This is a genomic window from Pseudomonas sp. HOU2 (genome assembly GCF_040729435.1).
Taxonomy (GTDB): domain Bacteria; phylum Pseudomonadota; class Gammaproteobacteria; order Pseudomonadales; family Pseudomonadaceae; genus Aquipseudomonas.
In genome coordinates, this window is sequence record NZ_CP160398.1 from 4,359,648 (window position 1) to 4,372,944 (window position 13,297).

At 60.7% G+C, this 13,297-nt stretch carries 18 protein-coding genes; 8 read left to right on the forward strand and 10 right to left on the reverse strand.

Features of this window, described 5'->3' with window-relative positions:
• Positions 1 to 5: 5 nt before the first annotated feature.
• Positions 6 to 758, reverse strand: coding sequence for a sulfate transporter CysZ (gene cysZ, locus ABV589_RS19605; RefSeq protein WP_007968036.1), 753 nt, complete (start codon positions 756 to 758; stop codon positions 6 to 8).
• Between the two features lie 311 nt (positions 759 to 1,069).
• Here cysZ and trxB point away from each other — a divergent pair, with 311 nt between their 5' ends.
• A complete protein-coding gene (gene trxB, locus ABV589_RS19610) occupies positions 1,070 to 2,032 on the forward strand; it encodes a thioredoxin-disulfide reductase (RefSeq protein WP_003221727.1) in 963 nt (320 codons plus the stop codon).
• A gap of 125 nt (positions 2,033 to 2,157) precedes the next feature.
• Here the strand turns inward: trxB and ABV589_RS19615 are convergent, their stop codons facing one another.
• From ABV589_RS19615 to ABV589_RS19640, 6 genes are all read right to left on the reverse strand, one after another.
• Complete coding sequence (locus ABV589_RS19615; protein ID WP_367083140.1) at positions 2,158 to 2,496, reverse strand: HopJ type III effector protein; 339 nt, start codon at positions 2,494 to 2,496, stop codon at positions 2,158 to 2,160.
• On the reverse strand, positions 2,489 to 2,785 hold the full coding sequence (locus ABV589_RS19620) for a DUF1244 domain-containing protein (protein ID WP_115986687.1): 297 nt from the start codon (positions 2,783 to 2,785) through the stop codon (positions 2,489 to 2,491). The genes ABV589_RS19615 and ABV589_RS19620 overlap by 8 nt, the downstream gene beginning before the upstream one ends.
• A 68-nt stretch (positions 2,786 to 2,853) precedes the next feature.
• Positions 2,854 to 3,225: a dihydroneopterin triphosphate 2'-epimerase gene (folX, locus tag ABV589_RS19625; RefSeq protein WP_007968040.1), complete on the reverse strand. Its 372-nt coding sequence runs from the start codon at positions 3,223 to 3,225 to the stop codon at positions 2,854 to 2,856.
• Entirely contained in the window at positions 3,226 to 3,786 is a 561-nt protein-coding gene (folE, locus tag ABV589_RS19630) for a GTP cyclohydrolase I FolE (RefSeq protein ID WP_367083141.1), read from the reverse strand.
• Between the two features lie 21 nt (positions 3,787 to 3,807).
• Positions 3,808 to 4,518 carry a dihydromonapterin reductase gene (folM, locus tag ABV589_RS19635; protein ID WP_367083142.1) on the reverse strand — a complete coding sequence of 237 codons (711 nt, stop codon included), beginning with the start codon at positions 4,516 to 4,518 and terminating at the stop codon, positions 3,808 to 3,810.
• A gap of 129 nt (positions 4,519 to 4,647) precedes the next feature.
• Positions 4,648 to 5,217: an antibiotic biosynthesis monooxygenase gene (locus tag ABV589_RS19640; protein WP_367083143.1), complete on the reverse strand. Its 570-nt coding sequence runs from the start codon at positions 5,215 to 5,217 to the stop codon at positions 4,648 to 4,650.
• Between the two features lie 212 nt (positions 5,218 to 5,429).
• Here ABV589_RS19640 and ABV589_RS19645 point away from each other — a divergent pair, with 212 nt between their 5' ends.
• Positions 5,430 to 6,389: a MerR family transcriptional regulator gene (locus ABV589_RS19645; RefSeq protein WP_367083144.1), complete on the forward strand. Its 960-nt coding sequence runs from the start codon at positions 5,430 to 5,432 to the stop codon at positions 6,387 to 6,389.
• A 3-nt stretch (positions 6,390 to 6,392) separates the two neighbouring features.
• Here ABV589_RS19645 and ABV589_RS19650 read toward each other — a convergent pair whose 3' ends face one another.
• A complete protein-coding gene (locus ABV589_RS19650; RefSeq protein WP_007968048.1) occupies positions 6,393 to 6,998 on the reverse strand; it encodes a hypothetical protein in 606 nt (201 codons plus the stop codon).
• A gap of 55 nt (positions 6,999 to 7,053) precedes the next feature.
• Positions 7,054 to 7,530 carry a PAS domain-containing protein gene (locus ABV589_RS19655; protein ID WP_007968050.1) on the reverse strand — a complete coding sequence of 159 codons (477 nt, stop codon included), beginning with the start codon at positions 7,528 to 7,530 and terminating at the stop codon, positions 7,054 to 7,056.
• Between the two features lie 153 nt (positions 7,531 to 7,683).
• Here ABV589_RS19655 and ABV589_RS19660 point away from each other — a divergent pair, with 153 nt between their 5' ends.
• Positions 7,684 to 8,139, forward strand: coding sequence for a flavodoxin (locus tag ABV589_RS19660; RefSeq protein ID WP_367083145.1), 456 nt, complete (start codon positions 7,684 to 7,686; stop codon positions 8,137 to 8,139).
• On the opposite strand, the gene ABV589_RS19665 is transcribed toward ABV589_RS19660, so the two are convergent.
• The gene (locus tag ABV589_RS19665; protein WP_367083146.1) at positions 8,129 to 9,016 is read right to left on the reverse strand and encodes a LysR family transcriptional regulator; all 888 of its coding nucleotides are present in this window, start codon (positions 9,014 to 9,016) and stop codon (positions 8,129 to 8,131) included. The two genes, ABV589_RS19660 and ABV589_RS19665, sit on opposite strands and share 11 nt — an antisense overlap.
• 94 nt (positions 9,017 to 9,110) lie before the next feature.
• Here ABV589_RS19665 and ABV589_RS19670 point away from each other — a divergent pair, with 94 nt between their 5' ends.
• From ABV589_RS19670 to ABV589_RS19690, 5 genes are all read left to right on the forward strand, one after another.
• Entirely contained in the window at positions 9,111 to 9,497 is a 387-nt protein-coding gene (locus ABV589_RS19670; protein ID WP_367083148.1) for a CidA/LrgA family protein, read from the forward strand.
• Positions 9,487 to 10,173 carry an LrgB family protein gene (locus tag ABV589_RS19675; protein ID WP_367083150.1) on the forward strand — a complete coding sequence of 229 codons (687 nt, stop codon included), beginning with the start codon at positions 9,487 to 9,489 and terminating at the stop codon, positions 10,171 to 10,173. Before ABV589_RS19670 ends, ABV589_RS19675 begins: the two co-directional genes overlap by 11 nt.
• A 131-nt stretch (positions 10,174 to 10,304) precedes the next feature.
• Positions 10,305 to 11,087: a class II aldolase/adducin family protein gene (locus ABV589_RS19680; protein ID WP_108591380.1), complete on the forward strand. Its 783-nt coding sequence runs from the start codon at positions 10,305 to 10,307 to the stop codon at positions 11,085 to 11,087.
• Positions 11,087 to 11,989: an alpha/beta hydrolase gene (locus tag ABV589_RS19685; protein ID WP_367083151.1), complete on the forward strand. Its 903-nt coding sequence runs from the start codon at positions 11,087 to 11,089 to the stop codon at positions 11,987 to 11,989. Before ABV589_RS19680 ends, ABV589_RS19685 begins: the two co-directional genes overlap by 1 nt.
• A 209-nt stretch (positions 11,990 to 12,198) precedes the next feature.
• A complete protein-coding gene (locus ABV589_RS19690) occupies positions 12,199 to 13,110 on the forward strand; it encodes an SDR family oxidoreductase (RefSeq protein ID WP_239778753.1) in 912 nt (303 codons plus the stop codon).
• The last annotated feature ends 187 nt before the right edge of the window (positions 13,111 to 13,297 follow it).

The window sequence follows — 13,297 nt, forward strand, 5'->3', positions numbered from 1 at the left end:
GCGGCCTAGCGCTGCGTGACGAGGTTCTCCGCCCCGCGCTCACGTACCCAGAACAAGGTCGCGCCCGCTACGGCGGCCGGCATCATCAGAATGTTCACCACCGGAATCAGCAGCGCCAGATAGACGATGCCGCCAAAACTCATGCTCTGCCAGCGCTTCTGGCGCAGCCAGGCGAGCATCTCGTTCCAGCCCAGTTTGTGGTTGTCCGCCGGGTAGTCGATGTACTGGATCGCCATCATCCACACGCCGAACAGCAGCCACAGCGGCGCGGCGACGATGTTCACCACCGGGATGAACGAGAGGATGAACAGGCCGATCGCGCGGGGCAGGAAGTAGCCGAGTTTGCGCATTTCCCGGGCGAGGGTGCGCGGGATCATCGCGATCAGTTCGCCCCAGCTGAAGGCCGGGAAATCATCGGTGCCGCGTACCACCACTTCGACTTTTTCCGCGAGGAAGCCGTTGAACGGTGCGGCGATGACGTTGGCGAGCATGGTGAAGGTGAAAAACACCATCAACGCCACCAGCACCACGAACAGCGGCCAGAGAATGTAGCTGAGGAAACTCAGCCAGTCGGGCAGCGACGGCATCAGGCTGTCGACCCACAGGCTGAACTGGTGGCCGGCCAGATAGATCAATCCGACGAACAGCACCAGGTTGATCGCCAGCGGCAGCAGCACGAACAGGCGCAGGCCCGGGCTGAGAACCAGTTTGAGGCCTTCGCGCAGGTATTGCGGGCCGGACAGAACAGGGGCGGGCATAAGGTGCTCCGAGCAAGGGAAAACGCGCCGACCTTACCGACTTTGCAACCGGTGCGAAAGCGCGGCAGAGCCATCGACATTCACTGTAACAAAGACGTCGATCTGGTCGGAGTCTGCGTATAGAGACCACCTATGAGCTGGATTGTTAATCCGTATTTCCTTAATCTTGCCCCCCTCGATACGCTGCACCCAACTTTTTACAGGACTGTCGAGCTCATGCCTTCCCCAAGGTTATCCACAGTCCTTTTTTATTCCCGCCGGCAGTCCGGCGTTCCGCGCCAGTGTTTCGGCCCGGTCAACAGGAGCAGGTCATGTCTGAAGTCCGTCATTCGCGAGTGATTATTCTCGGTTCCGGCCCTGCCGGTTACAGCGCTGCGGTCTACGCCGCCCGTGCCAACCTCAAGCCACTGCTGATCACCGGCATGCAGGCCGGCGGTCAACTGACCACCACCACCGAAGTCGACAACTGGCCGGGCGACGTACACGGCCTGACCGGCCCGGCGCTGATGGAGCGGATGCGCGAGCACGCCGAGCGTTTTGAAACCGAGATCGTTTTCGATCACATCAACGCCGTGGACTTCGCCGCCAAGCCATACACCCTGACCGGCGACAGCGCGACTTACACCTGCGACGCGCTGATCATCGCCACCGGTGCCAGCGCTCGCTACCTGGGCTTGCCGTCGGAAGAAGCGTTCATGGGCAAAGGCGTTTCCGCCTGCGCGACCTGCGACGGTTTCTTCTACCGCAACAAGCCAGTGGCTGTGGTCGGTGGCGGCAACACCGCGGTTGAAGAAGCGCTGTACCTGGCCAACATCGCCAGCACCGTGACCCTGATCCACCGCCGCGAAACCTTCCGCGCCGAGAAGATCCTGATCGACAAGCTCAACGCCCGCGTGGCCGAAGGCAAGATCATCCTCAAGTTGAACGCCAACCTCGACGAAGTGCTGGGCGACAACATGGGCGTGACCGGTGCGCGCCTGAAGAACAACGACGGCAGCTTCGACGAAATCAAAGTCGACGGCGTGTTCATCGCGATCGGCCACACCCCGAACACTTCGCTGTTCGAAGGCCAGTTGACCCTGAAAGACGGTTACCTGGTGGTGCAGGGCGGCCGTGACGGCAACGCCACTGCGACCAGCGTCGAAGGCATCTTCGCTGCCGGTGACGTGGCTGACCACGTTTACCGTCAGGCCATCACCTCGGCCGGCGCCGGCTGCATGGCGGCACTGGACACCGAGCGTTATCTGGACGGTCTGCAAAACGCTTCGTTCTAAATCGCAGACACAAAAAAACCGGCTTCGGCCGGTTTTTTTATGAGAGTCAAAAGATCGCAGCCTGCGGCAGCTCCTACAGGGATCGGTGTAGGAACTGCCGGAGGCTGCGATCTTTTGATCTTGAATCAGCGGCGGGTCAGCGGCTGTGCTTCGAACTTCACACCGGCCAGACCGTGCTTGATCAGCGCGCGGATATTGCCGTGGTCGCTGCCCTCGGGCGTCGCCACCACCGAGCGGTAATGCTCGCCGAATGCCAGCAGCGCTTCTTCGTCGCTCAGACCTTCCAGCAGCGCCAGACCCAAGGTCTTGCACGAGCCCTCGTTCTGCCCGGCGGCGCTTTCCACACCACCGTTGTTGAACGCCTGAGGCTGGTAGTCGTAGTTGGCGGCGATGAAGGCCAGGGTGTCGGTAAAAACGTGCTCGCCGCTTTTGAAGCTGGCGCGCAGGGTGTTCAGATCACTCATTGGGTTTTCCTTTGGCGAACGCCGCCTGTTGTTCGGCGCTGGCTTCTTGCTGGTATTGGGCTTTCCATTCGGCATAAGGCATGCCGTAAACCACTTCACGGGCGTCGTCGAGGCTGACCTCGATCTGCTTCTCGTCGGCGGCAGCCTTGTACCACTTGGACAGGCAGTTGCGGCAGAACCCGGCGAGGTTCATCAGGTCGATGTTCTGCACGTCCTTGCGGCTGTCCAGATGGGCAACCAGTCGGCGGAAGGCGGCGGCTTCGAGTTCGAGGCGTTGTTGCTCGGTCATGATGGGCTCTGTGCAGTCTATTCGTGGCGCGGATGATAAAAGTCTGGCGCGCGATGCGCCAGACATGCTCAGCGGCTGGCGGCGAGGGTGATCGACACCGATTCGGCGAAACGCAGCGCATGCGGCTTGTCGACTTCGACTTCGGCGTACAGCACCGCGGCATGGGTCATCACCAGATCCAGCAATTCCTGGGTCAGGCGTTCGAGCAGCGCAAAACGGTTGCCTTCCACGTGGGCGATGATCGCCTTGGTGATGGTGCGGTAGTTCAGCGCGTGATCGATGTCGTTGTCGCGCACCGCTTCCTGCGCCGCGTACAGGATTGTGAGATTGATCAGCACATCCTGCTTGTTGAGGATCTCGTCCTCGTTGATCCCGATAAAGGTGCGCAGGCGCAGATCCTTGACCCGGATGCGCGCCATTCCCGGTTGAAGTTGTGACATTTACTTGCTCCGTCCAATCAATTGCAGGAACTCCTGACGGGTGTTGCTCGAGTCGCGAAAGGCGCCGAGCATGACCGAGGTGTTCATGGTCGAATTCTGTTTCTCGACACCGCGCATCATCATGCACATGTGCCGGGCCTCGATGACCACCGCGACGCCGGCGGCATCGGTGACCTGTTGCACCGCATCGGCAATCTGCCGGGTGAGGTTTTCCTGAATCTGCAGGCGCCGGGCGAACATGTCCACCAACCGCGCGATCTTCGACAGCCCCAGCACCTTGCCTGTCGGAATATAAGCCACATGGGCCTTGCCGATGAAGGGCAGCAGGTGATGTTCGCACAACGAGTACAACTCGATATCGGCGACGATGATCATCTCGTCGCTGTCGGAGGCAAACAGCGCGCCATTGACGATCTGATCCACACTCTGTTCGTAGCCGTGACACAGGTATTGCATGGCCTTGGCCGCGCGCAGCGGGGTGTCGAGCAGGCCTTCGCGGTCGGGGTCTTCACCGAGGCCGATGAGGATCTCGCGGTAATTCTCGGGCAGGGTACGGCTCATGGGAGATCCTCGCGCAGCAGCTTATTTGACGTGCCGTCCGCCATTGACGGTCAGGGTCGTGCCGGTGACATAGGGGTTGTCGAGCAGATAGCGCAGGCTCTGGTAGATCACTTCGCTGCCGGGCTCGATGCCCAGCGCGGATTTGGCCAGCGCCTTGGCACGGTACGCCGCGTCGTCGTCGGGATTGAACAATAGCAGGGCCGGCGCGATGCCGTTGACCTTGATCGCCGGTGCATAACGCGCGGCGAACGACAGGGTCAGGCTGTCGAGCCCGGCCTTGCTGGCGCAATAACCGATGTGCTTGCTGCTGCCCTTGCGGGTGACGTCGTCGCTGATGTGGATGATGTCGGCCGGCGTCGAGCGCTTGAGCAGGTCGGCGCAGTGCAGGTTGATCAGATACGGCGCGAGCATGTGCACGTTGAGCATGCGCAAGAAGGCCTCGGCTTCACTGCCCGGGGTTTCCGCCAGCCATTCGGAGGCGTTGTGGACGATGGCGCGCAGGCAGTCGGTGTGGCTTTTCAGTTCATCGATGAAGACGAGGATGGCGGCTTCACTGGAGAAGTCCGCGAACACCCCGATCGCGCCCAGATCCCGCAGGGCTTGCACGCCGGGACGTTCGCTGCGGTAGGTGAAGATGACCTGATGGCCGTCCTCAAGCAAACGCTGCGCACAGTGCAGACCGACACGCTGGCCGGCACCGGTGATGAGGATCGGGGCGGAGGAATTGGTCATGTACGGCTCGGGTCGCGGTCAGAGTAAAAACTATAACAGCGACGCTGCCGAAAAGATCGCAGCCTTCGGCAGCTCCTGCAGGGGCGCATTCATCTGTAGGAGCTGACGAGTGCAACGAGGCTGCGATCTTTAGCGATTCTGCGTAGAGGGTGTTGCAGGCAAAGGTCGCGCCGGCACAGCGTTCAACCAGTTGGCCAGCAACCGCGTCGACAGCGGAATGAAGAAGTACACCATCAGCGGCGTCAGGCATGCGGTGCTGATCAACACCCGCGGCAGCAGGCTCATCTCGCCGAGCAGCGGGCCGAGGACAAAGTTGAACAGCAGCGATACCGGGAAGAACGCCAGCCAGATCGCCACGGCCTGTTTCCAGCGCGGAGGCCGCTGACCAGCCGCGGCGAACCAGCCTTCGATGCCGCTGACCCGATGCTCTTTGGGGTGCGCAAACAGATCGCTGCCCCGGGCCAACCAAGCGGTACGCGAGGCCGAGTGTTCCCAAGCGTGCAGGGTCTGCTCGTCAACGAAGCGGAAAATGATCTGGAACTCGTTGTCACCGGGTGGCGGAGCGAGCACGCCGGAACCCAGGTAGCCGGGAAAGTCTGTGGCCAGTTGTTCGCCTTCGCGCAGCCAGGCAATCAGGTCATGATAGCGGCCGTCGGCGACGCGACGCGCAACCATCAGCGTGACGGGGGAAGTAGACATTGTGTATCTCCATATTTCGATTGCGTCGCTCCGGGTAGGAGATTTCGCATGGCGCAGGCCGGGGTAGGGGCCTGCACTTTTCAGCAAGCAAGGATTATTCCCGATTTTGATGACAGTTTCAGAGACTTTCGTCTCTGTTCATTGGGTTGAACCGATAGAGGGCATCGGATGTAGAATGGGATCCAAATTTACCGAGCGGACACACCAGCACCATGGCTGTTATCACGGACGCTAGCCCTGCCCCGCAGGCCTCTGTCGCGCTTGAGCGCGAAGAGTTGTTCCCTATTCGGGAGGTGTCGCGGCTGACCGGCGTCAACCCGGTTACGCTGCGTGCATGGGAGCGCCGCTACGGTTTGATCCAGCCGACGCGCACCGAAAGCGGGCACCGGTTGTATTCGATGACCGAAATCGAGCGTGTGCGCAGCATCGTCGACTGGATCGATCGCGGCGTGGCCGTGAGCAAGGTCGGCAAGATCCTCGCCAAGACCGAGCCATTGAAGGCCCTGGCGCATATCATCCCCGATGATCTGGTTCAGACCGATTACGCGCAGTGGCAGCAGCAGGTGCAAGTTGCAGTCAGTGCGTTCGATGACCGCGCGCTGGATCAGGTCTACAACCAGATTTTCTCTTCATACTCGCTGCCGGTGGTGTTTCAGGACATCCTCATGCCGTTGTGGCTGCAGATGTTGCAGCGCCAGGACGCCTTCGGTCAGACCAGCGAGTGGCTGTTTTTCGACGGGTTCCTGCGGGCTCGGGTGCTGCAGCGCATTGTTGCGCTGCGCGGCACGCAACCGCGCAAGGTGATTGTCAGTGCGCTCGCCGGTCAGTGTCGTGAACTCGAGCTGCTGGTCGCCGCGTTGTTTCTCAGCGGCAATGACGCCGGGGTGCGGGTGCTGACCACCGGTCAGCCATTCGATGAGTTGGCGCTGGTGTGCGAGCGGATCAAGCCGCAGGCGCTGGTGCTGTTTTCCAACCACGCCCCGACAGCCGATTTGCCGCGACGGTTGAACCGTCTGGCATTGAGTCTGGATTGTCAGGTCATGCTCGCCGGTGATACTGCTGATCTGGCACAGGACAACCTGGCCGGATCGTCGATCGGTTGTCTGGGCAATGAAGGGGCGACGATGCGTCAGCGCATGACGCAGTTTCTCGCGGGGACGCTGGATACCTGAATATCAGGTGTGCAGGGCGGGGTGGGTCAGACGGTGTTGCTGCAGAATGAACTGGCGCAGGCGTTCGGTTTCATCGGCATCGGTCTGGCTCAGCTCATAGGCGTAGAAGCCGTGCTCGGTTTCGCGCTCGAAATTGCCGCGCAGGGAAATACGCTCATAGCCTGACGGGCTGAACCACAGGGCGAAATGCTTGGGTGGTTTGGTCTTGTTGCGCATTTCCAGCAGCACGCCTTTGTGCGACACCTCGTGCACCCACATCATGCCCGGCTGGCCCTTGGCATTTTCCAGCGCTACCGGCTCTTCGAGGGTCAGGCGCCATGGGCGAACCATCGGCCCGTCTTCGTAAATGCTCGGTACGCCCAGACGCAGGTGCAAGGCGTGGAATTCGTCTTCCACCAGGTGCAGCGGAAAGGTCATCTGCTGATTTTCGAAGTTGGCCTGGATGGTCACTTGCTCTTGAGCCGCGAGGCGCGTGAGCAAGTCGCGGATCTGCGAACCACCATTGACCAGCAGGCTCGACGTCGCATCCCGCACATTGAGCTGCGGGTTGTGCTGCATGGTCTGGATGAAATCCAGCTCATCCTGGGTCAGGAGGGCGTCGCGTTGCATGGCCTGGCTCGAAAGAAATAGTTACAAAGTCATTGGTGATTGTAGTTAATGACACTTAGTTCGCTGTTTTGTTTGCGCCGTTCGTCGCTTTCAACGCTGCAAGCTCCGCTTGTAATGCCGCAACCTCGGCCTCCAGCTGAATGACGCGCTGCTGTGCCTTGACCTGAACGGTGACATCCTTCTGCACACCGACGAAGTAGGTCTGACCGTCATCGGCATTTTTTACCGTCGAAAGCGACAGTTCGTTCCAGAACGGTGTGCCGTCCTTGCGGTAGTTGCGCAGGATCTCCCGGCACGAACCACCCTCGCGCAACACCCCGCGAATCCGCTCCAGACTTGCCTGATCACGGTCTCCGGCCTGCAGAAAGCGGCAGTCCTGATAGAGAATCTCTTCGCTGCTGTAACCGGTCAGGCGTTCGAAGGCCGGGTTCACATAGATCAGGATATTGTCCTGCTCACCTTCTTTCTCAGCCACCACGATTCCGTCGTTCGACGCGTTGATCACCATTTGCAGCAGACTGGCATTGATCATCTGTGAATCCTTTCAGCATTGTCGATGGCTCGCATTCTAGAAGATCAGCCGGCGCTGTCTATAGGCCATCAGCGTCTGTTGAGAGCCAGTCGCAACATCTCTGTCGGGACTGCTACTATCGCCGCTCTTTTTTTCAGCTTCAGGATCAGATTGATGAAAGTCGCCATCCTCTCCGGCTCGGTTTACGGCACGGCCGAAGAAGTCGCCCGTCACGCGCAGAACCTGCTGAAAGACGCCGGTTTTGAAACCTTCTACAACCCGCGCGCCAGCCTGGCGGACCTTCAGGCGTTCGGCCCTGAAGCGTTTCTCGCGGTGACCTCGACCACCGGCATGGGTGAGTTGCCGGATAATCTGGTGCCGCTGTATTCGAGCATTCGCGATCAACTGCCAATGGCCTGGCGCGGTTTGCCGGGCGCGGTGATCGGTTTGGGCGATGCCAGTTACGGCGATACGTTCTGTGGCGGCGGCGAACTGATGCGTGAGTTGTTCGCCGAGCTGGGCGTGCGCGAAGTGCAGGAGATGCTGCGTCTGGACGCCAGCGAAAGCGTGACCCCGGAAACCGACGCCGAGCCATGGCTGGCGCAACTGATCGCCACGCTCAAGGGCTGATCGCGCGCTCGCGCAGCAAAGCCAGCCACGCCTGCGCAGCTTTCGACAGATAGGCACCCCGGCGCCAGATGAACGCGATGTCCCAACGCAAGTAATCCGGCGCGCGCAGGGTCAGGCGCACCACGCCCGGACGCTGCAGTGCCCGGGCGACCACGCTGGGCAGCAGCACCACGCCTTGCCCGGCGGCCACCAGTGCCACGAGAAAATCCGCCTGGCCACTGCGCCCGCCTTCTTTCGGGGTAAAGCCCAGTTGCTGGCAGGCCTGCAGTAGACGGTCATTGAGCACAAAGCTGCGCTGATACAGCAGGAACGGCGTGTCGGCCAATTCCTCAAGACCAATCTCGCCGTGTGCTGCCAACGGATGATCCACCGGCAGCAGCGCATCGAGCTTTTCATCACAGAAAGGCTGGAAGTCGAACTGCGGATCTTTCGGCAGCAGGCTGCCGCCCAACTCCAGTTCGCCGCTGAGCACCGCCTGCTCGATATTGCGGCTGCCGCCCTCAAGCAATTGAATGCTGATGTTCGGGTAGCGCCGCCGATACTCGGCAAACAGCCCGGCGAACAGTGCATCGCTGCCCAGCAGCGGCAGGCCGAGGCGCAGTTCACCGCGAGCCAGTTGGCTCAAATCATCCAGTTCACTGAGCAACTCATTGCGCAAACGCAACATGCCTTCGGCGCGTTGCAGCACCACGCTGCCCGCGGCGGTCAGGCGCAACTGTGAGCCGAGCCGTTCGAGCAACGGCGTGCCGAGGCTCTGCTCCAGTTGCGCGACTTGCTTGCTCACCGCCGACTGGCTGATGTGCAGGGTTTTCGCCGCCTGGGTGAAGCCGCCCTGATGCATGACTTCGACAAAACTGCGCAGCTGTTTGAATTCCATGTTCCGATTCCATTGTGGAATAGGACTGAGTCTAACAATTCGCTTCTGGGATGGCAGGCCGCTTCGTAAAATAAGCCCCTGTAAGGAGCCCATCATGAACGCCGCATCCCTCAAATATCTTTCCCGTCTATTCGCAGAACTGGCCGTGCTGCTCGGTCTCTACCTGCTCGGCTGCCAGATCGCCGCGTGGCTGGCCTGGCCGATTCCCGGCGGCGTCATCGGCATGACTTTGTTGCTGCTGGCGTTCGCGTTTGGCTGGGTCAAACCGGCGGCGCTGCAACTGGGTGCCGGGTTGCTGATGGCCGAGATGCTGTTGTTCTTTATTCCGGCACTGATGAGTCTGCTCGACTACGGCGCACTGCTGCGCAATGACGGCTGGCGGATTCTGCTGGTGATCGGCGCCAGCACACTGATGGTGATGCTCGTGACCGCATTCACCGTCGAGTTGGCCGTGCGCCTGAGGCGGTCCCATGACGCTTGAATGGATGCCGATGTTCTGGCTCGCCTTCACCCTGCTGGCGTATCTGTTCAGTCGCTGGATTTATCGGCGTACCGGACGTTATCTGCTGTCGCCGCTGATTCTGGTGCCGGCGCTGCTGCTGGCCCTCGCCGTGCCGCTGCACACCGCCTACGCCGAATATTCCAGCAACACTCACTGGTTGATGCTGGTACTCGGCCCGGTGACGGTCGCTTTCGCGGTGCCGATCTGGCAGCAGCGGCGATTGCTCATGCAGCATTGGTCCGCGTTGTTGCTGGGCATGTTCGCCGGCAGTGCCGCGTCGATTGCCACCTCGTTCGGTCTGGCCAGGGCACTGGCGCTCGACAGCTCGGTGACGATGTCACTGGTGCCACGTTCGATCACCACGCCGTTCGCCATGCCACTGGCGCAGGATCTCGGTGGTGTGCCGGAACTGACCGCGGTGTTCGTGATGTTCACTGGCGTGTTCGGCGCGATGCTCGGTGGCGTGTTGCTCAAGTGGCTGCCGTTGCGCAGTGCCCTGGCGCGCGGTGCGTTGTTCGGGGTTGGCGCGCACGGCGCAGGCGTCAGTCGGGCGCATGAAGTGGGCGGTGAAGAAGGCTCGGTGGCGGGGCTGGTGATGGTGCTGACCGGGTTGCTCAATCTGTTCGCCGCGCCTTTGTTGGCGTCGTTGCTTTGACATGGATCCAAGGTGTTTGCATGGCTGACCCGCTCAGTCATCAAGCTGGCTGGCAATGCAACTCCGCGATCCTCTGCGCCTGACTAGACTGCTGACACGTGCAGAACAATAAGAACGCAGAGGTGCATACAGTGAGCGTAGCCCCCGTCCAGTCGTCCCTTGATGTCAAAGACCAGGTCAGTGCCGCGGAATGGCAGACTCGGGTCGATCTTGCCGCCTGCTATCGACTGGTGGCGTTGCATGGCTGGGACGACCTGATCTTCACCCACATCTCGGCCAAGGTGCCGGGCACCGAAGACTTCCTGATCAACCCGTTCGGGTTGATGTTCCATGAGATCACCGCGTCGAGCCTGGTCAAAGTCGATCAGGCCGGCAACAAGCTCATGGACAGTCCCTACGAAATCAATCCCGCCGGTTACACCATCCACAGCGCCGTTCACGAAGTGCGGCACGATGTGGTTTGTGTGCTGCACACCCACACCGCATCCGGTGTCGCGGTGTCGGCGCAAAAGCAGGGCGTGTTGCCGATCAGTCAGCAGTCGCTGTTCGTGCTGTCGAGCCTGGCTTATCACGCCTATGAAGGCGTGGCGCTGAATCATGAAGAGAAGGCCCGTTTGCAGGCCGATCTGGGCGAGAACAATTTCCTGATGCTGCACAACCACGGTCTGCTGACCTGTGGCAACACCATCGCCGACACCTTTCTGATGATGTTCACCTTTCAGCGCGCCTGCGATATTCAGGTCATGGCGCAAACCGGCGGTGCTGAACTGATCGCCATCGAACCGCAGATCCTCGCGGGCGCCAAAGCGATGATCGCCGGCGTGACCAAAAGTGCTCAAGGCATGGGCGGCGCGCTGGCCTGGCCGGCGCTGCTGCGCAAACTCGATAAACAAGACCCCGGATATAAACTCTGATGCCTCTTGCCGAGATTCCTCTGTGTGTCTGGCGCAAACGCAGCCGGACGTTTGTCTTCCGCGGCCAGTCGATCCGCTACTGGACGGCGGGGCAGGGTGAGCCGCTGCTGCTGATCCACGGTTTTCCGACGGCCAGTTGGGATTGGCACTATCTATGGCAACCACTGGCCCAGCGTTATCGAGTGATCGCCTGTGACATGCTCGGTTTCGGGGATTCGGCCAAACCGTTGCATCACCGCTACAGCCTGCTGGAACAGGCCGACCTGCAACAGGCGCTGCTGGCGCATCTTCAGATCGAGCAAGCGGTGCATGTGCTGGCTCACGATTACGGTGACAGCGTTGCCCAGGAACTGCTCGCCCGGCATTACGAAAACCGGATCGAGGTGGCCAGTTGTGTCTTTCTCAATGGCGGACTGTTCCCGGAAACCCATCGCCCGGTGCTGATGCAAAAGCTGTTGCTCAGCCCGCTGGGCTGGATGATCGGGCGGGCGTTCAGCCGTGACGCGTTGGTGAAAGGTTTCCGGCAGATCTTTGGTCCGCAGACCGGCCCCAGCGAAAGTGAGCTGGATGATTTCTGGAGTCTGATCGAGACCCATCGCGGCCCACGCATCCTGCACAAACTGATCAGCTACATCCCCGAGCGCCGTATGCAGCGCGACCGTTGGGTGGCGGCCATGCAGCGTGATGAAATCCCGCTGCGAGTGATCGATGGCGAAGTCGACCCGATCTCCGGTGTGCACATGGTCCAGCGTTATCGTGAGCTGATTGCCGATGCCGACACTGTGTTGTTGCCGGGCATCGGCCATTACCCACAAATCGAAGCGCCGGTGCAGGTGCTCAAGCATTACCTGGCGTTTCGTCAGCGTCTGGAGTTGCCGCCGCGCAAGGTGGCGTGCTCCTGAAAGATCAAAAGATCGCAGCCTGCGGCAGCTCCTGCACAAATTAATGTAGGAGCTGCCGAAGGTTGCGATCTTTTGATCTTTTGATTTTGCTGTTCATCATCCCCCAGCCTTATCGCCCACCATTCAGCCCCAGCCCTGTTCGTTGTGAGCGAAAGCCCCGTGCCTGACACTCGGGATTACTGTCCCTCAGGCCTGCTGGAGTTCCTGCGATGAATGAGTCCGTACGTTTCGAAGACAAAGTCGTGATCGTCACCGGTGCCGGTGGTGGCCTGGGTCGGGCGCACGCGTTGCTGTTTGCCCGGCACGGCGCCAGGGTGCTGGTCAACGACCTCGGCGGCTCGACTCAGGGCGAAGGCGCCAACGCCTCCGCCGCCGACCGTGTGGTGGCGGAAATTCGCGAAGCCGGCGGCATCGCCGAGGCCAACCATGACTCGGTCACCGACGGCGATAAACTGGTACAGAACGCCCTCGACGCCTTTGGCCGTGTCGACGTGGTGGTGAACAACGCGGGGATCCTGCGCGACAAGACCTTTCACAAGATGGACGACGCTGACTGGGATCTGGTCTATCGCGTCCACGTCGAGGGCGCCTACAAAGTGACCCGCGCCGCGTGGCCGCACCTGCGTGAGCAAAACTACGGCCGGGTGATCTTCACGGCATCGACATCGGGCATCTACGGCAACTTCGGCCAGTCCAACTACGGCATGGCCAAACTCGGCCTCTACGGCCTGACCCGTACCCTGGCCATCGAAGGTCGCAAGAACAACATTCTGGTCAATGCCATCGCGCCTACCGGCGGCACGCGCATGACCGAAGGCCTGATCCCTCCGCAAGTGTTCGAACAGCTCAAACCGGAGCTGGTCAGCCCGTTGGTGGTGTACCTGGCCAGTGAACAGTGCCAGGAAACTTCCGGCCTGTTTGAAGTCGGTGGCGGCTGGATGGGCAAGGTGCGCTGGGAACGCAGCCTCGGCGCCGGGTTCGATCCACGCAGCGGTTTCTCCCCGGAAGATGTCGCGGCGCACTGGCAGCAGATATGCGATTTCGAAGGCGCGGCGCATCCGAAGGACAACATTGAAGCGCTGAAGGAAATGATGGCGAACTTGCAGAAGTATTCGCTGTGACGTGTGTCATGCCCGGCTAATGAGCAACCCGATCGGCAAAACCTTCGCCCATAAAAAAGGCCGCTGCAAACGCAGCGGCCAAGGTAAGACGTTGGATCAAGGAGCTACAAATCAACGTCAGTGAACACCGGGGCGATCAATCGAAGCATCGACTCATCTGAAATCGGTCAGCGCTGGCGCGAGTTAC